Genomic DNA, 22,878 nt, shown 5'->3' on the forward strand with positions numbered 1-22,878 from the left:
CATGCACTCCTCCGCGGTCTTCCTGATCGAGTTCGGCTGCCTCATCCTCGGGCTCGGGCTGCTCGGCCGGTTCGCCGGACGTTTCCGTTTCTCGCCGATCCCGCTCTACCTGCTGGCCGGGCTCGCCTTCGGCGAGGGCGGGCTGCTGCCGCTGGGCGCCAGCGAGGACTTCGTCGCCGTGGGCGCGGAGATCGGCGTCATCCTGCTGCTGCTCATGCTGGGCCTGGAGTACACGGCCGCCGACCTCGTCTCCAACCTCAGGACCCACTACACCGCCGGGATCGTCGACGCCGTCCTCAACGCCCTGCCCGGCGCGGCGCTGGCCCTGCTGCTCGGCTGGGGGCCGGTCGCCGCCGTCGTGCTGGCCGGCGTCACCTGGGTGTCGTCCTCCGGCGTCATCGCCAAGATCCTCGGCGAGCTGGGGCGGCTCGGCAACCGCGAGACCCCGGCCATCCTGAGCATCCTGGTCCTCGAGGACCTGTCCATGGCGGTCTACCTGCCCATCGTCACGGCCCTGCTGGCCGGGGTGAGCCTGGCCGCGGGCGCGCTCACGCTGGCCATCGCCCTCGGGGTGGCGGCGCTCGTGCTGGTCCTCGCGGTGCGCTTCGGCCGGCACGTCTCCCGCTTCGTCTCCAGCGACGACCCCGAGAAGCTGCTGCTGGTCGTGCTGGGAGTGACCCTCGTGGTCGCCGGGGTCGCCCAGCAGTTGCAGGTGTCCGCCGCCGTGGGCGCGTTCCTGGTCGGCATCGCCCTGTCCGGTGAGGTCGCCGAGGGCGCGTCGAGTCTGCTGGCGCCGCTGCGGGACCTGTTCGCCGCGGTGTTCTTCGTCTTCTTCGGCCTGCACACCGACCCGGCCAGCATCCCGCCCGTCCTGCTGCCCGCCCTCGCGCTGGCCGCCGTCACCACACTGACGAAGATCGCCACCGGCTACTGGGCCGCGCGCCGCGCCGGGATCGGGCCCAAGGGCCGCTGGCGCGCCGGCGGGACGCTCGTGGTCCGCGGCGAGTTCTCCATCGTCATCGCCGGGCTCGCCGTGACGGCCGGCATCGAGCCGTCCCTCGGCCCCCTGGCGACGGCGTACGTCCTCATCCTGGTCCTCCTCGGCCCGCTGACCGCCCGCTGGACCGAGCCGCTGGCCACCCGACTGACCGGCCGCCGCGCACGCCGGAGGCCGGCCGGGACGGCGGTTCCGCCGGGCGACCACGAGACGATCGAGGGCCAGGACACGGTCGGCCGCGCCTGACACCGGTGAGGGCCTGCGTACGGGCGTCGCCCACCGGACGAGACCGCGGAACCGCCGCCCGGTTCAGCCCGTCTTCCACCCCCGCCGGGTGTCGATCCGCTCCCATTCCGCGTCCCACTGCGCCATCCGCCGCCGGTCGAGGCACAGCCGGACCAGCCAGGCGACTCCCAGCACCGCGCCGCCCGCGAACGCCCCGGCCAGGACGCCGCCCACGGTGGTGTGCAGCCAGGCCTCTCCGGGGGACACCGGTGGGGTCGTGATGTCGCCGCTGCGGTCCACCCACACGGAGATCGTGCTCCCGGCGGGAGCCCTGGGCGGCACCCGTGCCTCCTCCGTGTGCGCCGAGCCGTCCGGCGCGGTCCACCGCACCTTGCCCCAGACCCGGTGGTCGCTCGCCGCGCGGGCCGGGGACGGGCCGGGCGCGTCCGCGACGAGGGCCGCCGCGACCTGACGGCTCTCGGCCCGCTGCCGTTCGACGGCCCGCTCGACTGCGTCCGCCGCCATCGCCCCGGCGACCAGCCCGCCCAGCAGGGCGAAGACCCAGCCGGCGAGCACCACCCAGGCTTCGACGACGTCGATGCGCCGCTTGAGCGCGTTGCGTCGCCACCGCCAGCACCGCACGGTCGTACGCTCTGACGCTTCCATCGGCCGACACCCCCTCGTGAGCACCGGCGCTCCCTTCCAGTGTGCTCCCGACACGTCAGCCGGCCCAGCGGTCCTCGCCCGGCCTGCGCACCACGGTGAGCAGCCCGTCGTGGCCGGCCACCGCCTCCAGGGCCAGCGTGCGGTAGCCGGCCTGCCCGAAGAACACGGTGATGCGGTCCTGGTCCTCGCTCAGCACCATCCCTTCGCCCCACTGCTCGTGCCGCACCTCGGTGCCGACGGGATAGGCGGCCGCGGCCGGGTGGGCGGGCCGCTCCTCCGGCCCCTGCCCGGCAGGGTCCGCGTCGCACAGGTCGCAGTTCCCGCACGGCCCCGCGTGCTCCTCGCCGAAGTAGCCGAGCAGGAAGCGCCGCCGGCAGCCGGTGGTCTCGGCGTACGCCCGGGCCATCTCGACCCGCGTCCGGTCGGTCCGGCGGTGCGCCTGCGCCGCCCGCGCGGCCTCCTCGACCGCCTGCCCGGGAGACACGCCGCCGGCCGGGCGCACCTCGCCCTCCTCCCCCGTGGCCACGGCGTCGGCTTCCTCCAGCAGGTTCACCGCCGCGGTGACCCGGTTCCTGGACAGGCCGGTCTCCTGGCGGAGTTCGTCGAGGTCCCGGGGGTCCTCGCGGTGCTCGTGGACGGCGTGGGCCACGTCCGACAGGGTGTCGCGGCCCGGGGCGCGGCCCGCGAAGTACGTCTGCATGCCCGTGTCCTCGGACCGGTAGTGCAGGACGGCGAGGGCCGGATGCCCGTCCCTGCCGCAGCGGCCGATCTCCTGGTAGTAGGCGTCCAGGGAACCCGGCAGCGAGGCGTGCAGCACGAACCGTACGTCCTCCTTGTCGATGCCCATGCCGAACGCCGAGGTCGCCACCACCACGTCGGCCGCGCCGGAGAGGAAGGCGTCATGGATCCGCTCGCGTTCGGCGGCGCGCAGTCCGGCGTGGTAGGCCTCCGTGGCCAGGCCCAGGGCGGCCAGTTCGCGGGCGTAGTGCTCGCTGTCCCTGCGGGTCCCGGCGTAGACGATGCCCGGCTTGGGCTCGACGGCGGCCCGTTCTACGACGGCTCGGCGCCGTTCGTCGTCGTCCAGGAAGCGGCGGGCCTCCAGTCTGATGTTGGGGCGGTCGAAGCCGGTGACCAGCAGCCGCGGCCGGCGCATGCCCAGGCGTTCGGCGATCTCCCGGCGCACGGGTGCGGCGGCGGTGGCGGTCAGGGCCAGGACGGGTGGCCGGCCCACGCGGCGTGCCGCCTGTTCGAGGCGCAGGTAGTCGGGGCGGAAGTCGTGGCCCCAGGAGGACACGCACTGGGCCTCGTCCACCACGAACAGGGCGGGGCGTGCCTCGGCCAGCCGCTCCACCACCTCGTCCTTGGCCAGTTGCTCCGGCGACAGGTACAGCAGGCGCGCGTCGCCCCGGCGCACCGCGTCCCAGGCGTCCTCCGTCGCGGCCGCGCCGAGGTCGGAGTTGACCGCGACGGCGCCGGGCGCGCGGTCGCCGTCCGGCAGGCCCGCGATCTGGTCCCGCTGGAGGGCCAGCAGCGGCGACACGACCACGACCGGGCCGGACAGCAGCAGGGCGGGGACCTGGTAGACGGCGGACTTGCCGGCGCCGGTCGGCATGACGACGAGGGTGTCCTCGCCGTCGAGCACCCATTCCATGGCGGTGAGTTGCTCCGGCAGCAGGGTGTCCCAGCCGAAGACCTCGGCGGCGGCCTGCCGCAGGCGTGCGGCCCGGCTCCGGTCCGTCCGCGGCCGCTCGCGTCCCATGCCGGGCTCCTCGCTGCTCCGTTTGCTGCTCCGTGCGGACGCGTCCGGGAGTCGCGCCCGCGGCGCACTCCTGGGTACCCGCGGGGCCGGGCGCGTATCAGTGGGTGACGGTCGTCAGCCGGGGGACGCGGCGATCCGCATCCGGTGGCTGTCGCCGTCGGAGAGGAAGGACGCCAGCGCCCGCCCTTCCTCGGCGACGGCGGCGCGCTCGGCGCGGGAGAAGCGGCGCAGCGGGGTGACCAGGACGGTGTCCGCCTCGACGGTCCAGGTCGCGGCGACCCGGCCGTCGACCAGGACGACGCGGGCGCCGGCGACCGAGAGGCCGCGGTGGGCGTCGTCGATGATCCGGCCGCGGTCGTGGTAGCCGAGGATCGCGTTGTCGAACGCGGGCAGGAACCGCACCGGGGCGGGCGTCTCGGGGTCGGGGCGTGGGGCGTCGGGGAGGTCGAGGAGTTCCCGGCCGCGTTCGTCGCGGAAGGCGACCAGTTCGCCGCGCAGGGCGGAGACCGCGGCCGGCAGTCCGGCCAGGCCGCACCAGGCGCGCAGGTCGGCCGAGGCGGCGGGCCCGAAGGCGGCCAGGTAACGCCGTACCAGCGCCTGCCCCACGGGATCGGAGCCGTCCGGGGCCGGAGGGTCGGTGTCGCGCCCCAGCCAGGAGGAGATCAGCGCGTAGCGCGCTCCCCCGGTCGTGCGCCACAGCCCGCGCGGCGGCAGTTGCGCGGTCGGGAGGAGGGCGGCGGCCAGCATCTCGCCCAGGGGCCGGGGCCCCGGGGCCGGCCAGCGGTCGGAGACGGCTCGCGCGAGTTCGGACATCGTGCGGGGTTCGCCGTCGGCCATGACCTTGCGGCCCGCCACCGCGAGTTCGCCGAGATCGACCCCGTCGAGTTCGCGGCGGTAGGTCCCGAGCACTCGCTGGCGCAGCATGCCGTCGTGGCGGGACCGCCAGGCCACGACGTCGTCGGCGGTGACGAGGTGGACGGTGCGGCGCATGAGGTGGGTCCGCACCACGCGCCGACCGGTCAGCAGGTCCGACAGCGCCGCCGGGTCGAACGCCCGCAGCCGGGACCAGAGCCCGACGAACGGCTCCTGCGGTTCCTGCGCCTGGAGGCCGCACAGGTGCGTAACGGCGTCGAGCACCGGCAGGTCGGCGCGGTCGAGCAGCAACTGCCGGGCGAGGGTCGCGCGGTTGAGCGCCCGGGCGTCGAGAACGGTCATCGGAGCATCTCGGCCTTCGCATCGTGTGCCTGGGCCGGCCCGTCGGGATGTCCGGGCGGCTCGCACGACCACCGTCGCAGGGGATGCGGTCAGGTGGTGACCGCATCCCATGCGCCGGCCGGGGGTTCGGTTCCCCGCGGCGGCTGGGGTTCGGAAGAACCGAACCCCCAGTCCGGGTGCCTCCCTCATGGTGCTCTGACCTGCGGATTCGTACCGTCGAAGGACCGTCGGCGCGCATCCGGGGCGCCGGCCCGACCGCGGAAGCAGGCACCCCGCATCATGGACGCCGTCCTCGAGCTGACCCACGTCACCCGGACCTACCGTCACGGTCCGCACGCCGTGCACGCGCTGCGCGACCTCGACGCCCGGCTGTACGCGCACTCCCTCACCGCCGTGACGGGCCCCTCCGGCTCCGGGAAGTCGACCCTCCTCCAGTGCGCGGCCGGGCTCGACCGGCCCACCTCCGGCACCGTGCGGCTGGCCGGCCGGGAGATCAGCGCGATGGGCGAGCGCGAGCTCACCCGGCTGCGGCGCGCGCGCATCGGTTTCGTCTTCCAGTCCTTCAACCTGCTGCCGACGTTGACCGCGCAGGAGAACGTCCTGCTGCCGCTGCGCCTGGACGGCCGGCGCCGGGACCCGGTCCGGGCCCGCCGGATGCTGGCCCGCGTCGGTCTGGACGGGCGCGCGGACGCCCGGCCGGGCGAGCTGTCCGGCGGGCAGCAGCAGCGTGTGGCGATCGCCCGGGCGCTCATCACCGAGCCGGACGTGGTGTTCGCGGACGAGCCCACGGGCGCGCTCGACCAGGACACGGCGGCGGGCGTGCTGGAGCTGCTGCGGGAGGCGGTCGGCGAACACGGGGCCACGGTCGTCGTCGTGACCCACGACCCGGCGGTCGCCGCCCGGGCGGACCGGGTGCTGCGGCTGGCGGACGGCCGGATCGCGCACGACACCGTGGGGGTGCCGGCATGACCACCGGTCTCGCCACCGCCTCGGTCCGGGCCCGCCCCTCCGCGTTCGCCGGCGTCTTCGCCGCCCTCGTCTTCTCCGCGACCGTCGTCACCGCCTGCGTGGCCATCGCGGTCTCCGCAGCCCAAGCGCCCGCGTCGGCCGCCCAGGCGGCCCTGTCCGAGATGGGCGTGGCCTTCACCCTGCTCACCGTCTACCTGTCCGTCTTCGTCATCGGCCAGGTGATGTCCCTGGCCGTCGCCCAGCGGCGGCGGGAGAGCGCGCTGCTGCGTGCGGTCGGCGCCGGGCCGTGGCAGATCCGCCGCATGGTGGCGGTCGAGGCGCTGTGCGCGGCGCTGCTGGCGCTGCCGGTCGGGTACGCACTGGGGGCGCTGCTGGCCCGTGTGTGGTTCGCCGGGCTGGCCGGGGCCGGGTCGGTCCCGGACGGGATGGCGCTGCGGACCGGACTGCCGCCGCTGTTCGCGGCGTTCGGGGTGCTCTTCGTCTCCTCGCAGCTCGGGGGCATGATCGGGGCCTGGCGGGCGTCGCGGATCCGGCCGTCGGAGGCGCTCGCCGGCTCACAGGTGCAGGGCGGCGAACGGCCGGGCCGGGTGCGGGGGTTCGCCTCGCTGGCCTTCCTCGCCGCGGCGGGCGCGCTGACGGTCGCCTCGACGGTGAGTTCCGCGCGGGACGCGGCGGCGCAGATCCCGCTGGTGCTGCTGGCCTACCTCGTGGCGATCGGGCTCGCCGGGCCCTGGATCGGGCGGCTGGCGACGGCGGTCGCGGCGCCGTTGCTGCGGCGCTTCGGCGGGGTCGCGGGGGAGCTGGCCGTCGCCGGGTGCCGGGCGCGGGCGCGCCGGCTGTCGGCGGCGATCACCCCGATCGCGCTGGTGACGGCGTTCGCGCTCGCCAAGTTCGTGTCGCTGACCGGGGCCGGGGCCACCGACTGGATGGAGGTCTTCGGGACGCTGCTGTACGCGGGCTTCGCCGGTCTCGTGGCCGCCAACACCCTCGTCATGCTGGTGCTGGAGCGGCTGCGGGAGTTCTCCCTGCTGCGGACGGTCGGGGCGGAGAAGCGGCAGGTCGTGGCGGTGGTGGTGGCCGAGGGCGCGGTCACGGCCCTGGCCGGGGTGGGCGCGGGGGTGCTCGCGGCCTGCGCGGTGATGGTGCCGCTCGGCGCCAGGACCGGCACGCCCGTTTCGGGGCTGCCGGGGTGGGTGTGGGCGGCGACGCTGTGCTGCGGCGCGGCGCTCGTGTGGGCGGCGTCGTGTGCGCCGCTGGGGCGCATGCTGCGGGTGCGGCCGATCGAGGGGGTGCTGCGGAGGACGTGAGGCCGGTATGCGCGACACGTGCGGCGGAGGGCACGGGACCGACATCCACGACACGAGGCCGACAGGCACGACACGCGCTGCGGAGGACACGAGGCCGACATGCGCGACACGCGCCGCGGAGGACACGAGGCCGACATGCGCGACACGCGCCGCGGAGGACACGAGACCGACATGCGCGACACCATGATTCCGACACCGCCGCGACGAAAGCCGCTTCCCATGCCCCACCCACGCCGCAAGCTCCTGGGGAACCCCCGCGAGGCCGCCTACGCGCTGCTCGCTCCCCTGCCGGGCATCGTCTGCGGCTTCGCGCTGCTCGCCCTGCTCGCCGTCTCCCTCGTCGCCTCCGTCACCCAGGTCGGCCTCGTCCTGCTCGTCGGGGTCCTCGCCGTGGCCCGGGCCACCGGAGCACTGCACCGCGGGATGCTGCGGGCCCTGCTCGGCGAGGACATCCCCGCCCCGCCCGGGCGGGGCGGGGCGCGCGGGCTCGTCGCCGCGCTGCGGGCGGCGCTCACCGACAGCGACGGATGGCGGGCGGCGGCCTTCGCCGTCGCGTACGCACCGCTCGGCGTCGTCCTGTTCGTCGTCTCCGTCGGCGTGCGCCTGTACGGGCTCGCCGGGCTGACCTATCCGCTGTGGTGGTGGGCCGTCGAGGAGGAGGACGGAGCGCGCGGGATCGGGATCGCCGGCGACGTCCGTATGGACAGCTGGCCGACGGCCCTGCTCACCGCGGTCGTGGGGCTGGGCGTGCTGGCCTTCTCGGCCTGGTCGACGCGCGGGCTGCTCACCCAGGTCGTGCGGCCCATGGCACGCGCCCTGCTCGGCCGCGGCCGGCTCGACGAGCGGGTGCACGTGCTGGAGGAGACCCGGGCGCTGGCCGTCCAGGACTCGGCCGCGACCCTCCGCCGTATCGAACGGGACCTCCACGACGGCGCACAGTCCCGGCTGCTCGCCGTCGCCATGGCCCTCGCCGGCGCGAAGGACCAGCTGGCCCGCGCCCCCGGCGACACCCCCGAACTGGCCCGCGGCCGGGATCTGGTGGACTCCGCGCTCGACAACTCCCGTACCGCCATGGCCGAGTTGCGCGACCTGGTCCGCGGCATCCACCCACCGGCCCTCAACGACGGCCTGGACGTGGCCCTGGAGACCCTCGCCGCCCGCGCCGGCCTGCCCGTCACCACCCGGATCGACCTGTCGTCCCGTCCCCCCGAGTCCATCGAGTCGATCGCCTACTTCTGCGCGGCGGAGCTCCTCGCCAACGCCGCCCGGCACGCGGGCGCCTCGCGCGCCGAGGTGGAGGCGTACGAAGAGGACGGCGTCCTGCACCTGGTGGTGCGCGACGACGGGCGCGGCGGCGCCCGGCCGCTGGCGGGGAACGGCTCCGGCGGCACGGGCCTCACCGGGCTGGCCGAGCGGGTGAGTACGGTGGACGGGCGGCTGCTGATCGACAGCCCCCACGGCGGCCCGACCACCGTCACGGCCCGACTGCCCCTCGGCTAGGAGCCTTTCATGCGCATCGTCATCGCCGAGGACGCGGCCGTGGTCCGGGAGGGCCTGGTGCAGCTGCTGCGCGACCGCGGCCTGGACGTGGTGGCCTCCGTCGGCGACGCGGAGGCGCTGCTCGCCGCCGTGGCGGAGCACCGCCCCGACGCGGTCGTCGCGGACATCCGGATGCCACCGACCTTCCGCGACGAAGGGCTGCGGGTGGCGCTCGCTCTGCGCGAGCGCCACCCGCGGCTGGGGGTGCTGCTCTTCTCCCAGTACGTCGAGACGCGCTACGCCGACCGCCTCGCCGCCACCGGCATGTCCGGCTTCGGCTACCTGCTCAAGGACCGGGTCGTCGACGTGGGCGATTTCGTCGACGCGCTGCACCGTGTGGCCGCGGGCGGCACGGCCCTGGACCCGGAGGTGGTCTCCCAGCTGCTGTTCGCCCGGCACGCCCGCGACGGTCTGTCGGCACTGACCGCCCGCGAGCACGAGGTGCTGGCCCTGATGGCCGAGGGCCGGACGAACACGGGCGTGGCCTCGGCCCTCGGCATCTCCCAGCGGGCGGTCGAGAAGCACACGGCAGGCATCTTCACCAAGCTCGGCCTGCAACGCACGGAGGAGGGCCACCGCCGGGTACTGGCCGTACTGCGCTACCTCAAGGGCTGAGGGCTACTCCAGGGGCTCCTCACCCAACGGATCCGTCGTGCGCAGGAACCGCTGGAGACGCGGAACCGCGTGGGCCGGTGACGGAGGCGCCTGGAGGAGCTCACCACGGAGCTGATCGAGCACGGTCAGCGCCGGGTGAGGTCCGCCAGGGGCCGCCGGACCGCGTCGGCCGGCCACTCATCGCCATGCTTCGGGCCGACACGGTCGCGTTCGTCCCGCGCGGCTGCGCGCCCTGGGCGGAACGCGTCAGCGGAGCCTGCTCGTCAGGCGGTACGAGCCGGACGGCAGCCGGTACGAGGCCACACCGTCGGTGTGCCCGAGGCATCGCACGCCGTCCACGCGGGCCAGGGGAGACCGCCCCTCGCGGACGGAGTCGGCCGAGACCGCCGGAAGGTGCAGCGTGGCCTCGCTGTTCGCGGGCACGACGGCCTCGTACGACAGCCTCGCGCTGCCGTCCGTCACCCGCCACTCGCTCCTGATCTCGCCGTACGGCGAGACTTGCGAGCCCGTGACGTGCGTGATCCTTCCGGTGGGGTCGAGGTGCGGCCGCAGGACAGGCCCCCGCCACCCACTACAACCCCGCCCCGATCGCCCGCCACGCCGACCTCTCGGTCAACGGCGGACCGGCCCGGCGGATCCTGTTCCCGACGACCTTCCACTTCAACAACTTCTGGGACCGTCCCGGCCACCCTGAAGAAGGGAACCAACCGGCTCACTTTCACCGCGGAGGAACAGCCCGACTTCGACGGCGACACGTTCAACCAGTGCGACCAGCGCTCCCCGTACGCACCGGTCATCGACCGGGTCGCGGTCACACCGCTCACGCAGAGGTAGCCCGGGCCTTCCCGCGCTGTCGGCCCCCCACCCCCGGCGCCGGTGACCCCCGGCCCAGGGGTGGCGCGCGGGTGAGCGGTACGGATCACTCGACGTCGTCGGCGCGCAGGACCAGGTCGAGCAGCCCCGGGAACCGCGCGTCGAACTCCTCGCGGCGCAGCCGGTTGACCCGCTTCGGCCCCTCGTCACGCTGCTCGACCAGGCCGGCGCCGCGCAGGACGGAGAAGTGGTGACTGAGCGCGGCCTTGCCGACCGGCACGTCGAAACTGCCGCAACTGCGCGTCCACACCGCGGAATCCGCCAGCTCGCGGATCAACCGGATGCGCACCGGATCGGCGAGCGCGGACAGCGCGGTCAGGACGGACACGTCCTCGGGGTCCGTGTGCACCGGTGCGGCGCGGTGACTCGCGCCGGCGGTCTGCTTCGCCATGCCCCTCTCCCTGCCCCGCGGCCCCGGCGCACCTGTCGGGTGGCCGAGCCGCTTGCCGAGTGTTCGATGAATATCTTACAGTCCGGGTGTTCGCTTTCTATTGAACACTCGGTCGGAGGGTGCGTTGCCATGATGCGTGCGGTGGAGTTCGAGGAGTACGGCGATCCCGAGGTGCTGAAGGTCGTCGAGGCCGAAACCCCCGAGCCGGGACCCGGCCAGGTGACCGTCGACAGCGCCTACGCCGGCGTGAACTTCGCGGACCTCAAGGCCCGCGCCGAGGGCTACCGGGTGCCGTCGCTGCCCTACCGCCCGGGCCTGGAGGTCTCCGGGCGGATCCGGGCCGTGGGCGCCGGGGTCGAGGGGCTGCGCCCCGGGCAGGAGGTCGCCGCCCTCGTCGACAGCGGCGCCTACGCGGAGGTGGTCGTCGCCGACACCGCCACCGTCTTCCCGCTCCCCGAGGGCCTGGACCTGCGGACGGCGGCCACCCTGCCCACCGTGGTGCCGACCGCGCACGCCCTGCTCCACGAGGTGGGCCGGCTCAGCGCCGGAGAGAGCGTGCTGGTGCACGGTGCCGCGGGCGGCATCGGCACGGTGGCCGGACAACTGGCCCGGGCGGCGGGAGCGGGCGCGGTCTACGGCGTCGTCTCCTCCCCGACCAAGGCCGGGCACGCCCTGGAGCACGGCTACGACGAGGTGTTCACCACCGGCACCTTCGCCGACGACGTCCGCCGCGCCACCGGCGGCCGGGGCGTCGACCTGCTCCTCGACCCGATCGGCGGCGACACCCTGCGCCAGGGACTCGACGTGCTGGCCGTCTTCGGGCGCCTGGTGTCCTTCGGCAACGCGAGCGGCGCGGAGCCGTGGCGCGTCGGGCAGCCCGAGCTGTATCCGCAGGGCCGTTCCGTCGCGGGCTTCTCCATCCTGGCTCTGGCCCAGTCCGGGCCGGAGGCGCTGCGCGCGCTGGCCGAGCGCGCTTTCCGCAAGGTCACCGACGGCACGGTGAGCCTCCCCGTGACGGCGGAGTTCGCGCTGTCGGAGGCGGCCGAGGCCCACCGGCTGATGGGCGGACGCACCTCGACGGGCAAGCTGCTGCTGAGGGTCGGCGCCTGACCGACGCCGGCGGCCGCCGCGGTCAGGCGGCGTGGGGGACGACCGCCCGCACGAGGTGGTCGACGTCCTGCTCCGTGCTGGCGAAGAAGGTCACGAAGCGGACGACACCGGGCTCCCAGCGGTCGTGGTAGAAAGCGACGCCCTCGGCCAGGAGGCCCTCGGTGACCTGCCGGGGCAGGCGGCAGAAGGTCGGCCGCCGCGGCCATCGCTTCGACGATCTCCGGCGCGGTGGGGAGCCTCGGGGCCGCCCTCGTCGATCAGGAGCAGGGCGGTCTCGGCGATGCGGTCCGGGGTCGCGCGAGCCAGTGAAGGAGAGCGGCGGAGCATACGAGTCGTCGTACGGTACGGCGTGTCGACGCGTTCGGGCGGGAGAGGCCTGTCGTACGGACCGGCGACACGGAGGGCCGGGAGGGCCGGGACATCCCGGGAGCTGTACAACGTACGGAGAGATCATCACTTGTCCGGGAGTTCCCATGCCCCGTATCCGCCGCACGAGATCCGTCGACGCCCTGGACGCCATCGAGCCCCCGGACACCCTCCAGGTGCTCGTCGGCGTGGTGTCGGTGACGGCTCTCGTGGAGTTCCTCGGCGTGGTGTCCGGGTCCGAGGTGTGGCTCCTCGGGCTGCTGGTCTTCCTGCCGGGAACCGCGTCGGCGCTGTGCACGGTCCGGCAGACGGCCTTCGTCTCCGCGTGGACCACGCTGGTCGTCACCCTCACCCTGCTGGTGCGGGACACCGACGTGGGCCGGTGGCTCGACCGGGCTCTGCTGATCATGCTGACCATCGCCCTGGGAGCGACCTCCGTCTACGCCTGCCGCCGGCGCCTCGGACGCGAGCACGAGATGCTCCGGCTGCGTTCCACCGCCGCGGCCATGCAGCGGCACATCCTGCACCCCCTCCCCCTCCTGACCGGCGACGTCCTCGTCAACGGCGTCTACGAGCCCGTGCAGGAGGACCGGCTCGTCGGCGGCGACATCTACGACGTCGTGGACTCGCCCTGGGGGAGCCGCGTGCTGATCGGGGACGTGCAGGGCAAGGGCCTGGCGGCCGTGGGCGCCGCGTTCGCCGTCATCGGGGCCTTCCGTGAGGCGGCGTACCGCGAGCCCACGCTCACCGCGCTCGTCGACGCCCTCGACGCCGCGGTGGTCCGCCACAACTCCCATGCCGAACAGGCCGGTGACGACGAGCGGTTCGTGACCGCGCTCGTCGTCGGCGTCGACGCCGGCCTTGAGGCGCAGATCGTGAACTGCGGGCACGTCCCGCCCCGGCTGGTGCAGGACGGCGCCGTCTCCACACCGCGGCTGGAAACCGGTGTCCCGCTCGGTCTCGCCGAGTTGGCGGACGACCCCACGACGGTCAACTGGTGTGCGTTCCCGGAGGGTTCGACGCTGCTGCTGACCACCGACGGGCTCGACGAGACCCGGTCCGCGGACGGCACGTTCTATCCGGTCGAGGAACGGCTGACGAGGCACCTCGGCCTCTCCCCCGCCGAACTGCCCCGGGCCCTGTACGAAGACGCCCGCGCCTTCGCCGCCGACGACGCCCGGCACGACGACGTCGCCGTCCTGACCGTCCGCCGCTCGCCCCACCGCTGACCGGTCCCCCGGGCCGGCTGCGCACCGTACGTCCGCGGGCCGGTCCAGCTGCGGGGGTGCGGCTTCGCCAGACCGCTCCGGTAGGCGATGACGAACGGGGAGATGCTCGGGTGCGCGTTGCCCAGCCGCCCGGGGACGACACCGGCGACGGCGTACGCCGACGCCTGGTTGACCATGGCGGACAGCAGGGAGCCGAGGAGGTTGACCTCGACGAGCTGGCCCTGTCCGGTGGCGTCCCGGTGCCGCAGCGCCGCGAGGATGCCGAGCGAGGCGTGCAGTCCGGTGATCACGTCGACCAGCGCCACGCCCGCCTTCACCGGCTCCCCGTCCGCGGTCCCGGTCACGCTCATCAGGCCGCCGACGGCCTGCACCAGCAGGTCGTAGCCGGGGATGGCGGCGCCCGCACCGCTGCCGAAACCGCTGATGGAGCAGTAGACCAGCCGGGGGTGCCGCGCGAGGAGCTCCTGGTGGCCGAGGCCGAGCCGTTCCATCGTGCCGGGCCGGAAGTTCTCCACCACCACGTCGCACGCTGCGATCAGGGCGCGTGCCTGTTCCCGACCGGCCTCCGTGGCCAGGTCCAGGACGACGGACCTCTTGTTCCGGTTGACGCTCAGGAAGTAGGTCGACGTGCCGTCCTGGTCGGTGGGAGGGTGCCAGGCCCGGGTGTCGTCCCCGGTGCCCGGCCTCTCGACCTTGATCACGTCGGCGCCGAGGTCGGCGAGGAGCATGGTGGCGTAGGGTCCCGCGAGAACCCGGGAGAAGTCGGCGATGCGCAGGCCGTGCAGCGCGCCCGGCCCTGTTCCGCCGGCCGCGCCGGTCCGTCCGTCCGGCGCCTGGTGCTGGGTGCTCACACACCCTCCTCTCTGATCGTCCCGCCCGTCCGTGGCCCGCCGGAGCCGGGTCCTGTCACCACCAGCACTCCAGGAGCGGCGCCGGGCGGGTGAGTTCGACGACGGGAAGCCCCGGGCCGAGGGGGGCGACCGACCGTACGACGGTCACCCGTGCGCCCACCGCGACCACGACCGGTGACGTCCCGGCGACCTGGCAGAGCAGGTTGAAGCCCTCGTCCATCGCGACGCACCACGTGTTGTGCTGGGTGTGGCCGTTGCGGCGGACGATGACTCCCGTGCCCGCGCTGCGTTCCCGGGCGAAGGCCATGGCGCCGCAGACGCGGCAGAACGAACGGCGGTAGGCCGGTGTGCCGCACCACAGGCAGCGCTGGAAGAAGAGTTCGCGGCAACCCGCGGGTTCGGCCGGTTCGACCGCCGGCGTCGTCCCGGCGGCAACCGCTGCCCGGTGTTCCCCGGACCCGGGCTGTTCGCGGGTGTCTGTCTGGAGCATCACGGCCTCCTGCACGCGGTTCGGTGACCGGATGGATCGCGATCCGATGTCTCCATCACCCTGGCCCTGCCGCGGACGGCCGGTCAACGACGAGTTGACGCATCTTCGTGCGCGGAAAACGATCCGTTCACCCTCTTCCCCGGCGGCGCCTTCGCCTCCATTTCATTGCAACGCATCATTGCATTTGCTTCCAGGGTCATTGCACCAAATAACCGCCTGTGAGCTGGTGTTCAACCTTCCACTCGATTGACGCAACTATGAACGCAACGTAGCTTTCGAACTCGCCAAACGACATTCCATCGCGATGTGAGGAAGAGTCATGAGTGAGTCCGTCCACACCGTCACGGCGCTGCCGACGGCGCGTCAGCCCGGCTGCCCCTTCGACCCGCCGGCGGAGCTGATCGACGCCCGCCGGCACGGCCCCATCAGCCGCTACACCCACCCCGGAGGGAAACCCGGCTGGCTGATCACCGGATACGACCTCGTCAGATCGGTCCTGGCCGACTCGCGGTTCAGCTCGCGCAGGGACCTCATGAACGTCGCCGACTTCGAGCTTCCCCCGGCACCGCCCGGCGAGTTCCTCCTCATGGACGAGCCGCAGCACGGGCGCTACCGGAAACCGCTGGTGGGCAAGTTCACCGTACGGCGGATGCGACTGCTCACCGAGCGCATCGAGCAGATCACCACCGACTGCCTGGACGCCATGGAGAAGACCGGGCCTCCGGCGGACCTGGTGACCGCGTTCGCCAAGCCCATCCCCACCATCGTGATCTGCGAACTGCTGGGGGTGCCGTACCAGGACCGGGGTTCCTTCCAGGAGCAGATCGACACGTTCATGGGCGGCGAGACGAGCGACGAGGAGCTGATGGCGGCCTACACCGCGACCCAGGAGTACTTGGCGGAGCTGGTGTCCGCCAAGCGTGCGAATCCCACCGACGACGTGCTCAGCGAACTCACCGACAGCGATCTGACCGATGAAGAGCTGAAGGGCATCAGCCTGATCCTGCTGGCGGCCGGGTTCGACACCACCGCGAACATGCTGGCCCTCGGCACCTTCGCGCTGCTCCGAAACCCGGGGCAACTGGCCGCACTGCGCGCCGATCCCGCGCTCACGGACGGGGCCGTGGAGGAGCTGCTGCGGTATCTGAGCGTCGCCAAGACGTTCATGAGGACGGCGCTGGAGGACGTCGAGCTGGGCGGCCAGACCATCAAGGCCGGCACGACGGTCGTTCTGTCGTACCACACCGCCAACCGCGACCCTGAGCGCTTCGCCGATCCGGATGTGCTCGACCTGCGAAGGCAGTACGACGGGCACCTGGCCTTCAGTCACGGCATCCACCAGTGCCTGGGTCAGCAACTGGCCCGCGTCGAGATGCGGGTCGCGTTCCGCGCCCTGGTCGACCGCTTCCCCACGCTGCGTCTGGCCGTACCGGCGGAAGAGGTCGTGCTGCGTCCGGAGACCGCGGACATCTACGGAGTGAAGAGCCTTCCGGTCACCTGGGACAGGGAGGCGTCATGACGACGACGCGCCTGCGCGTCGACCGCGAGCGCTGCATCGGCGCCGGGATGTGCGCCCTGACCGCCCCCGAGGTCTTCGACCAGGACCCCGACGACGGCCGCGTGCTCCTGCTGCACACCGAGCCACCCGCCACCCATCGCACGGCCGCACGGATGGCCGCCGGTGTCTGCCCCTCCCGGGCGATCAGCCTCCAGGAGCCGGAGACCAGCGGCTCCTAGGGCGTCAGACGGGTTGGAAGAATGCGAGCAATTTCCGGGCGGCGTCCGGCGACATCAGCAGTTCCTGCATGTCCGCGGACATCCGGGCGGCGGCGCTGGTGCGTTCGAACATCTCGCGTTCGTATTCTTCGACGGCGGCGGGAAAGTCGTCCGGGTGCGCGGCCAGCGCGAGACCGAGCACGGCGCCGTCGAGCAGCGCCATGTTGGCGCCCTCTCCCACCGGCGGCATCAGGTGCGCGGCATCGCCGAGCAGCGTGACGTCCGGCCTCGACGGCCAGGTCAGGCCGACCGGGAGACTGGTGATCGACCGTGGCACGACCGTGTCGTCGCAGGCCGCGATCAGCGCGGTGAACCGTGGGTCCCAGCCGGGGAGCAGGTCGATCAGCCGCGCCCGGGCGGCGGCCGGGTCGTCGAACGGGATGCCGCTGGCGGCGAACCAGTCCTCGGCGGTGTGGTAGAAGCTGATGCCGATGCGAACGCGGCCGTCGCCGTTGCGCTGCGCCGCCAGGGATATTCCGTTGCCGAGCACCCAATAGTTGCCGCGCCCGACCATCGTCGCGAGGTCGGGGTGCGTGCGGTCGATGTCGGGAATGCCGATCTCGACGACGTTCTGGCCGATGTGCGCCGGGCGGGCGTCGGTGAGCAGCGCGCGGACCCGGGAGTGCGCGCCGTCCGCGCCGACCAGCAGGTCATACGTCGCACTGCTGCCGTCGGCGAAGCGCAGCAGGCCGTGGTCGGCGGATGTGAACGCGTGCCCCCAGCGCACCACGCCTTCGGGGAGGGAATCCAGCAGCAGGTCGCGCAGCTCGGCGCGGTCGACCTCGGGTCGATCGAGCGGGGCGTCGTCGGGTGTGTCCTCCTGGAGCAGCAGGGTGCCGTCCGGCTCGAGAAGACGCATGTCCTGGCCTTCACCACGGGCGATCGCGAAGAACTGGTCGATCAGACCGGCCTCGCGCAACGCCCGCTGGCCGGAGTGGATGTCGAGCATGCCGCCCTGCCCGCGCGCGTCGCGGGACGATTCACGTTCGTAGACGACGGATTCGATGCCGTTCACATGCAGCACACGGGCGAGAGCCAGGCCGCCGAGGCCGGCTCCGACGATGGCGATGGTCATGCGTTGCCTCTCCTCGATACATCGTACAGGTCGATACACTGTATTGCCCGATGCCATGTATTGTCAGCGGCATGTTGGTGTGGGAGAGGCCGGAGCCGCCGAATCGACCGGCGCCGGCACCGCTGAGCAGGGAGCGGATCGTGCGAGCGGCGATCCAACTGGCCGACGCGGACGGCCTGGAGGCGGTGTCCCTGCGCAAGGTCGCCACCGCGCTGGGCGTCGGGCCGATGCGGCTGTACAGCTACATCGCAAGCAAGGACGAGTTGCTCGACCTGATGGTCGACGCGATCCACGCCGAGATCCGGCCGGTCGGAGACGACTGGCGGGAGGTGCTGCGCTCTCTTGCCGAAACCACCCGGCAGGCCGCTCACGAGCACGAATGGCTCGCCGATCTGCTCGGTGGACGACCGCAGCTCGGTCCGCACGCGCTGGCCAGGGGCGAGGCCGTCGTGGCCGCGCTGGACGGCGTTGACCTGGACGACATCATGCCGGTGGTCACCGCGGTCGACTCTTACGTGATCGGCGCCGTGCGGCGGGAGATCGCCGAGCGGCGCGCCGAGCGGGCCACCGGGATGGACGAGAAGCGCTGGCAGGCCTCACTCGGGCCCTATCTGGAGCGGACCTTCGCCACCGGCCGTTTCCCCGCCCTGGCCACGGTGGTACGCGATGCCGCCCACCTGGACGCCGACCACACCTTCCGGCTCGGCCTCGACTTCCTGCTCGACGGCATCGAAGCCCGCATCTCAGGGTGACGCGCGGCCGAAGGACAGGACCGGCAGCGGTACGGGTACCAGAGCCGGACTCAGTTCCCCACGCCGAGGCCGGACATGAACGCGGACGGGTACCGGTCGCCGCGTGCCGCGCCCGGCGGCACCGCCTTCTCGATCTCGGCGAGGTCGTCCGCGGTGAGGTCCAACTCCACCGCGGGCAGCGCCTCGGCCAGCCGCTCGCGGGTGCGAGCGCCGACCAGCGGCACGATGTCCTCCCCCTGTGCGGCCACCCAGGCGATGGCCAGCTGGGCGACGCTGCATCCCTTCGCCTCGGCGACGCGGCGCAGCGCCTCCACGAGGGCGAGGTTGTGTTCCACGTTCCCGCTGGAGAACCTTGGGCTGAAGGCGCGGAAGTCGCCGGGGCCGGCGGTGTGGCCGGCGGACCAGTGCCCGGAGATGAGGCCGCGGCCGAGGACGCCGTACGCGGTCAGGCCGATGCCGAGCTCCCGCAGCGTAGGCAGGATCTCGGCCTCCACCGCGCGGGACAGGAGCGAGTACTCGATCTGCAGGTCGGCGACCGGGTGCACGGCGTGCGCCCGGCGGATCGTCGCCGCATCGACCTCGGAGAGGCCGAGGTGCCGCACGTACCCGGCGTCGATCAACTCCTTGATCGCGCCCACCGTCTCCTCGATCGGTACCGCCGGGTCCAGCCGGGCGGGACGGTAGATGTCGATGTGGTCGGTGCCCAGCCGGGTCAGCGAGTAGGCCAGGAAGTTCTTCACCGCTGCGGGACGGCAGTCCTGCCCGCCGAACTCGGGGCCCGGCCCCCGCAGCATGCCGAACTTGACGCTCAGCCGGTAACCGTCCCGGTCCCGGCCGCGCAGGGCCTCGGCGAGCAGCAGCTCGTTATGGCCCATGGCGTAGAAGTCGGCAGTGTCGATCAGGGTGACGCCGGCCTCCAGCGCGGCGTGCACGGTGGCGATGCTCTCCGCGCGGTCGGCCGCGCCGTAGGCGCCCGACATGCCCATCGCGCCCAGGCCCAGCGCGGAAACGGCCGGGCCTGTGCTGCCCAGGGTTCGTGTCTGCATCGTGTTCTCCTTCGTCGTCGGTCTGTCACCCACCTTGCGCCCGCGCCGCGATCTACGGGAGCGGAGCGTTCATCATGGGAGAGCCGCTCCCTGGCTCGGCCCGCCCTCGCGCGGGACCATGGGGCCATGGAACGTGACGAACTCGCCGACTTCCTGCGCCGCCGCCGCGAGGCGATCCGCCCGGCCGAGGTCGGCATCGTCGACGGCCCCCGCCGCCGGACCACCGGCCTGCGCCGGGAAGAGGTGGCCATGCTCGCCGGCATGTCGGTGGACTACGTCGTACGCCTCGAACAGGGCCGCAGCAGCCAGCCCTCGACCCAGCTGCTCGGCGCGCTGGCCCGGGCGTTGCGCCTCTCCGACGACGAGCGCGACCACCTGTTCCACCTGGCCGGCCACCGGCCCCCGCCCGCCGACGGGGTGGCCCGCCTGGCCCGCGCCGGCCTGATCCGCATGCTCGACCTGCTCGGCGACACCCCGGCCCTGGTGCTGTCCGACCTGGGCGAGGTCCTCGCCCAGAACCGGGCCGCCCTCCTGCTCACGGGCGACCACACCGGCTGGTCCGGCGACCGGCGCTACATCGTGCACCGCTGGTTCACCGACCCCGCTGCCCGCGCCCTCTGCCCGCCCGAGGAGCAGGAGCACCACGCCCGCCAGCTCGTGGCCGACCTGCGTGCGGCCGCCGGCCGCCGGTCCGGCGACCCCACGGTCGCCGGACTCGTCGACCGGTTGCAGGCCGCGAGCGCCGACTTCCGCCGGCTCTGGGCCGAGCACGAGGTGGCGGTCCGGCGCGCCGACCGCAAGACCTTCCTGCACCCGGGGGTGGGGCGCCTACTGATGGACTGCGAGACCCTGGTCACGCCCGACCAGGGTCAGCAACTGCTGGTGCTCACCCCGGCGGACGCCGAGACCCGCGAGCGGCTGGAGCTGCTGCGGGTACTCGGCATCCAGGAATTCCCCACGGACCAGACAGGCCCACCCGTACGGTGAAGCGACCGGCCACGGCGCAGCGGCTCGGATTCGGGGGTGAGCCGCCCATCACGTCCTCTGCGAACGCGTCCGGCCTGGCAGCCCGCCCCTCCGCTGCGTGTCCCGCACCATGGCCCGGTGGTCGGTGTCGGCCACGTCCGTGACTCCGAGGACGTCGTCCCGGCTGCGCTTCCCGGGTTCAAGCGCGGAGATGGACGAGCGGCTTGGTCTTCTGCGGCGGGCAGACGCAGGCGAAGTTCCGCGGGCGCTGATACGCGCGGTACTGCTTGCGCTGCACCCGGCTGACGCCGTCCCCGAGGCCGAGCCACACGTCGTCGACCCCCTCGGCAGGCGACCCACCCCCGGGTCAGGCTTCCTTGTCAGCGAACCTGGTCGCCCTTCGGCCCGATGCCTTTGATCCTGGTCGGAGTTCCGTCCGGGGCGAACGAGTCGTGGAAGGTGAAGGCGTGCGGCGCGGAGCCGTGGTCGTGGAGGTGCTCCAGCCTGGAAACCCCGTCCCGCCAGGTGGGTATCGCGCAGTCGGAGACCCACCAGAACACGTAATTCGGGCGCCCTGTCCTCTCGAACCAGTCGTAACGCCTGTTCAGCGCCTCACGGTGCAGACCGGTGTAGACGGCGTCGAAGGCGGGGCGCAGGTCGGTCCAGAGTGAGAGGGTCGTGGCCAGGGCGGTGGTTTCCTGCGTACGGCCCTTTCCGTACCAAGTCGGTACGGCGAACTCCCCCCATGCACCCCAGTCCGCCTCGAAGAGCACGCCCCGGTCACCGTCTGCCGCTTCAGCATGCGTGAGATATCCGGGGTGCTGACTCATCTTCCGGTAGACGGCCTCACCAATGCCGTAGAACTCGCGCGTGAGAGGTGCGGGATCGGCGAGAGGTGACTTCAGGACGCCGAATGTGTACAGCGCAAGATGGGGCATGCGTCTCTCCCTGGTTGGGGTTGCCTGGCGTGGACCCGGTTCGGTGGCTTACGCATGGGGGCGAGGGTTCGTGGGGCGTGACCGACTCATCCCGTCGCGGCTCGCGCAGCCTGAAGGAGCCCCTGTGCGACCGTGGGCGACCACCGAAGACCAGATGAAGGTAGCTGCCTCTGCGAGCCATGTCGAAGTTGCGTTTTCCCTGTCCAAGTGGCCTCTTGTACAGGTTTTTGCGGGAACTGGGGCGGTGGCGCTGCCTGGCATCGACAACCCCGTTCAATCCGGTGTGCCGGGGCGACGCCAGCGGCGTTGTCGGCGTCGACTGGGTTGGGTTGGATGACGGAGCGACCGGGTTCACCGTCAAAGGACAGTTGCTGTAACTCGCCTGGGAGGTCTCATGGGACGGCCCCGTCGACCGGGACGGTGGACGGGCCGTGGAGTGGTTGGGCGGGAGGGATCAGGACTTCGGCGCCGGTTCGGCGATGCGGGCTTCATGCCGCCCTCTGTCCACTCAGCCCGCAAGTCGCGTATCTAGCCGAGGAGTTCGCCGATCGGGTTCGCCGATCGGAGTGCGCTGGGCGAGGATCTCGGTGTGGGCGGCTTTGAGGGCGTCCTCGGCGTTCAGGGCGCGTGCGCGCCAGGTCGCTTCGCGTTCGCCGTCCTGTTCAGCGAGCGTGCGGAATTGGTGTTCGCCGGCCTGAGCCATCGCTGCGACGACCGCGGCTCCGGCCTCGACGCCGTCGTAGAGGAAGTGCGTGAGACGTCCGCTCGGCGGGCGACGTCGGCGACGCTGACCTGGGCTTTCTCGCGTCGGAGCCGGGCGATGGCCTGGTGGACGCGTTCAAGGGCGGCTTCGGTCTTGCGGCGGCGTGCAGCCAGGGCCGCCGCGGTGCGAGGTTCGGGAACGGTGGCGGTGTTCATGCAGCGTCCTGTTCGCACCGACCCTCAAGCCCCCGTCTGGCGAGCCAGGTGACAACCAGCCGGTCCCGGGGCGGCGTTCAACGTCTCCAGGAGCCTCTCCCGGGCGCACCGTATACGGCGAGCAGAACGCCCACCTGGCCTATCTGCCATGCTGCAACGGGGCCGGCTTCCAGCCCGTCACCTCCTGGATGAACCCGCCCTTGTCGGCTGCCGTAGCGTTCCACCCGCGGTCCAAGACAGCTTCACCAACTCGGGGTCCGTCGGCAGAGTCCTGGCAAAAGGCGCGGCTTGGAAGCCTTGTTCGCGGCCTGGTCCACCCACAGGCGCCACAGTTCCAAGGCGCTGATCTCTTCGGGCAGGTAGTCGTCGCTGATGCCCGGGGATGACGGGCGCGGGGGCTCGGAGGACCAGCCGGCGGATCGCTGAGGCCCGGCCGCGCTGGGCGGGAACTCCGGCGGCTCGGAGTTGGTCGAACAGGCTTACCTGGTCTATCGGATGCCGGGCTGCCGACCGGGGAACAGCCTGAACAGCGCCACCATGCGGAACTGGAGGCGCGACGTCGATACCCGTAAGTCCCTCGACGGCTCTGCGAAAGCGGCGCCAGGTGATCTGCCGCAGGTCCTGCTCGGGCTCAGTCACTCATTTCCGCGTTCCCGCGGTGCCGAGCGTCCTTGTCCGTCAGGAAGCCTGAACGCCCGCTGATCGTGGTGCAGTTGGTCGCAGCCGCCTTGGCGCCGGCCTGCGTATGCGGGTAGCCCGCGGAGACGTCGCGCATCTTACGCACGCCCACTCCGCTCGTCTGCGG

The 22,878-nt window shown here is 72.8% G+C and carries 20 protein-coding genes and 3 pseudogenes; 12 read left to right on the top strand and 11 right to left on the bottom strand.

What is annotated here, in order from left to right; genetic code table 11:
- Window position 1: 1 nt before the first annotated feature.
- Window positions 2-1,243 (top strand): cation:proton antiporter, encoded by a 1,242-nt coding sequence (locus tag IE255_RS35610; protein WP_190054558.1) that lies wholly within the window; start codon window positions 2-4, stop codon window positions 1,241-1,243.
- Between the two features lie 63 nt (window positions 1,244-1,306).
- Here IE255_RS35610 and IE255_RS35615 read toward each other — a convergent pair whose 3' ends face one another.
- The 3 genes from IE255_RS35615 to IE255_RS35625 form a co-directional block, all read right to left on the bottom strand.
- On the bottom strand, window positions 1,307-1,888 hold the full coding sequence (locus tag IE255_RS35615; RefSeq protein WP_190054559.1) for an Rv1733c family protein: 582 nt from the start codon (window positions 1,886-1,888) through the stop codon (window positions 1,307-1,309).
- A 55-nt stretch (window positions 1,889-1,943) separates the two neighbouring features.
- Window positions 1,944-3,647, bottom strand: a complete 1,704-nt coding sequence (locus tag IE255_RS35620; protein ID WP_190054560.1) for a RecQ family ATP-dependent DNA helicase — start codon at window positions 3,645-3,647, stop codon at window positions 1,944-1,946.
- A gap of 114 nt (window positions 3,648-3,761) precedes the next feature.
- Window positions 3,762-4,862 (bottom strand): winged helix DNA-binding domain-containing protein, encoded by a 1,101-nt coding sequence (locus IE255_RS35625; RefSeq protein WP_190054561.1) that lies wholly within the window; start codon window positions 4,860-4,862, stop codon window positions 3,762-3,764.
- Between the two features lie 279 nt (window positions 4,863-5,141).
- Between IE255_RS35625 and IE255_RS35630 the strand changes: the two genes are divergently transcribed.
- The 4 genes from IE255_RS35630 (at window position 5,142) to IE255_RS35645 (ending at window position 9,292) form a co-directional block, all read left to right on the top strand.
- Window positions 5,142-5,831: an ABC transporter ATP-binding protein gene (locus IE255_RS35630; RefSeq protein WP_190054562.1), complete on the top strand. Its 690-nt coding sequence runs from the start codon at window positions 5,142-5,144 to the stop codon at window positions 5,829-5,831.
- Window positions 5,828-7,138, top strand: coding sequence for an ABC transporter permease (locus IE255_RS35635; protein WP_190054563.1), 1,311 nt, complete (start codon window positions 5,828-5,830; stop codon window positions 7,136-7,138). The genes IE255_RS35630 and IE255_RS35635 overlap by 4 nt, the downstream gene beginning before the upstream one ends.
- A gap of 219 nt (window positions 7,139-7,357) precedes the next feature.
- The gene (locus IE255_RS35640) at window positions 7,358-8,638 is read left to right on the top strand and encodes a sensor histidine kinase (RefSeq protein ID WP_190054564.1); all 1,281 of its coding nucleotides are present in this window, start codon (window positions 7,358-7,360) and stop codon (window positions 8,636-8,638) included.
- A 9-nt stretch (window positions 8,639-8,647) separates the two neighbouring features.
- Window positions 8,648-9,292 carry a response regulator transcription factor gene (locus IE255_RS35645; RefSeq protein ID WP_190054565.1) on the top strand — a complete coding sequence of 215 codons (645 nt, stop codon included), beginning with the start codon at window positions 8,648-8,650 and terminating at the stop codon, window positions 9,290-9,292.
- A 246-nt stretch (window positions 9,293-9,538) separates the two neighbouring features.
- Here IE255_RS35645 and IE255_RS35650 read toward each other — a convergent pair whose 3' ends face one another.
- The gene (locus IE255_RS35650) at window positions 9,539-9,844 is read right to left on the bottom strand and encodes an alpha-L-rhamnosidase C-terminal domain-containing protein (RefSeq protein WP_190054655.1); all 306 of its coding nucleotides are present in this window, start codon (window positions 9,842-9,844) and stop codon (window positions 9,539-9,541) included.
- On the opposite strand from IE255_RS35650, the pseudogene IE255_RS39645 reads away from it, so the two are divergent.
- Window positions 9,841-10,126, top strand: a pseudogene (locus IE255_RS39645) (carbohydrate-binding protein); the annotation flags it as partial. The gene IE255_RS35650 and the pseudogene IE255_RS39645 overlap by 4 nt on opposite strands.
- Before the next feature lie 85 nt (window positions 10,127-10,211).
- On the opposite strand, the gene IE255_RS35655 reads toward IE255_RS39645, so the two are convergent.
- Window positions 10,212-10,556, bottom strand: a complete 345-nt coding sequence (locus tag IE255_RS35655; RefSeq protein ID WP_190054566.1) for an ArsR/SmtB family transcription factor — start codon at window positions 10,554-10,556, stop codon at window positions 10,212-10,214.
- Between the two features lie 132 nt (window positions 10,557-10,688).
- Here IE255_RS35655 and IE255_RS35660 point away from each other — a divergent pair, with 132 nt between their 5' ends.
- Window positions 10,689-11,666, top strand: coding sequence for a quinone oxidoreductase family protein (locus IE255_RS35660; protein ID WP_190054656.1), 978 nt, complete (start codon window positions 10,689-10,691; stop codon window positions 11,664-11,666).
- Window positions 11,667-12,139: 473 nt separating this feature from the next.
- Window positions 12,140-13,261 (top strand): PP2C family protein-serine/threonine phosphatase, encoded by a 1,122-nt coding sequence (locus tag IE255_RS40245; protein ID WP_190054567.1) that lies wholly within the window; start codon window positions 12,140-12,142, stop codon window positions 13,259-13,261.
- Window positions 13,262-13,353: 92 nt separating this feature from the next.
- Here IE255_RS40245 and IE255_RS35670 read toward each other — a convergent pair.
- Window positions 13,354-14,112 (bottom strand): annotated as a pseudogene (locus tag IE255_RS35670) (CaiB/BaiF CoA transferase family protein); the annotation flags it as partial.
- A gap of 55 nt (window positions 14,113-14,167) precedes the next feature.
- Window positions 14,168-14,602, bottom strand: coding sequence for a Zn-ribbon domain-containing OB-fold protein (locus IE255_RS35675; protein WP_190054568.1), 435 nt, complete (start codon window positions 14,600-14,602; stop codon window positions 14,168-14,170).
- Window positions 14,603-14,921: 319 nt separating this feature from the next.
- Between IE255_RS35675 and IE255_RS35680 the strand changes: the two genes are divergently transcribed.
- Window positions 14,922-16,121, top strand: coding sequence for a cytochrome P450 (locus tag IE255_RS35680; protein ID WP_190054569.1), 1,200 nt, complete (start codon window positions 14,922-14,924; stop codon window positions 16,119-16,121).
- A complete protein-coding gene (locus IE255_RS35685) occupies window positions 16,118-16,339 on the top strand; it encodes a ferredoxin (RefSeq protein WP_190054570.1) in 222 nt (73 codons plus the stop codon). The genes IE255_RS35680 and IE255_RS35685 overlap by 4 nt, the downstream gene beginning before the upstream one ends.
- A 4-nt stretch (window positions 16,340-16,343) precedes the next feature.
- Here IE255_RS35685 and IE255_RS35690 read toward each other — a convergent pair whose 3' ends face one another.
- The gene (locus IE255_RS35690) at window positions 16,344-17,453 is read right to left on the bottom strand and encodes an FAD-dependent oxidoreductase (RefSeq protein ID WP_190054571.1); all 1,110 of its coding nucleotides are present in this window, start codon (window positions 17,451-17,453) and stop codon (window positions 16,344-16,346) included.
- Between the two features lie 71 nt (window positions 17,454-17,524).
- On the opposite strand from IE255_RS35690, the gene IE255_RS35695 reads away from it, so the two are divergent.
- A complete protein-coding gene (locus tag IE255_RS35695; RefSeq protein WP_190054572.1) occupies window positions 17,525-18,205 on the top strand; it encodes a TetR/AcrR family transcriptional regulator in 681 nt (226 codons plus the stop codon).
- 50 nt (window positions 18,206-18,255) lie between these two features.
- Here the strand turns inward: IE255_RS35695 and IE255_RS35700 are convergent, their stop codons facing one another.
- Entirely contained in the window at window positions 18,256-19,251 is a 996-nt protein-coding gene (locus IE255_RS35700) for an aldo/keto reductase (protein ID WP_190054573.1), read from the bottom strand.
- A gap of 126 nt (window positions 19,252-19,377) precedes the next feature.
- On the opposite strand from IE255_RS35700, the gene IE255_RS35705 reads away from it, so the two are divergent.
- A complete protein-coding gene (locus IE255_RS35705; protein ID WP_190054574.1) occupies window positions 19,378-20,238 on the top strand; it encodes a helix-turn-helix transcriptional regulator in 861 nt (286 codons plus the stop codon).
- Between the two features lie 184 nt (window positions 20,239-20,422).
- Here the strand turns inward: IE255_RS35705 and IE255_RS35710 are convergent.
- Window positions 20,423-20,566 (bottom strand): annotated as a pseudogene (locus tag IE255_RS35710) (transporter); the annotation flags it as partial.
- A 31-nt stretch (window positions 20,567-20,597) separates the two neighbouring features.
- Window positions 20,598-21,155: a DUF3291 domain-containing protein gene (locus IE255_RS35715; protein ID WP_190054575.1), complete on the bottom strand. Its 558-nt coding sequence runs from the start codon at window positions 21,153-21,155 to the stop codon at window positions 20,598-20,600.
- Window positions 21,156-22,878 lie beyond the last annotated feature (1,723 nt).

It is taken from the genome of Streptomyces lomondensis (genome assembly GCF_014651035.1).
Classification (GTDB): Bacteria; Actinomycetota; Actinomycetes; order Streptomycetales; family Streptomycetaceae; genus Streptomyces; species Streptomyces lomondensis.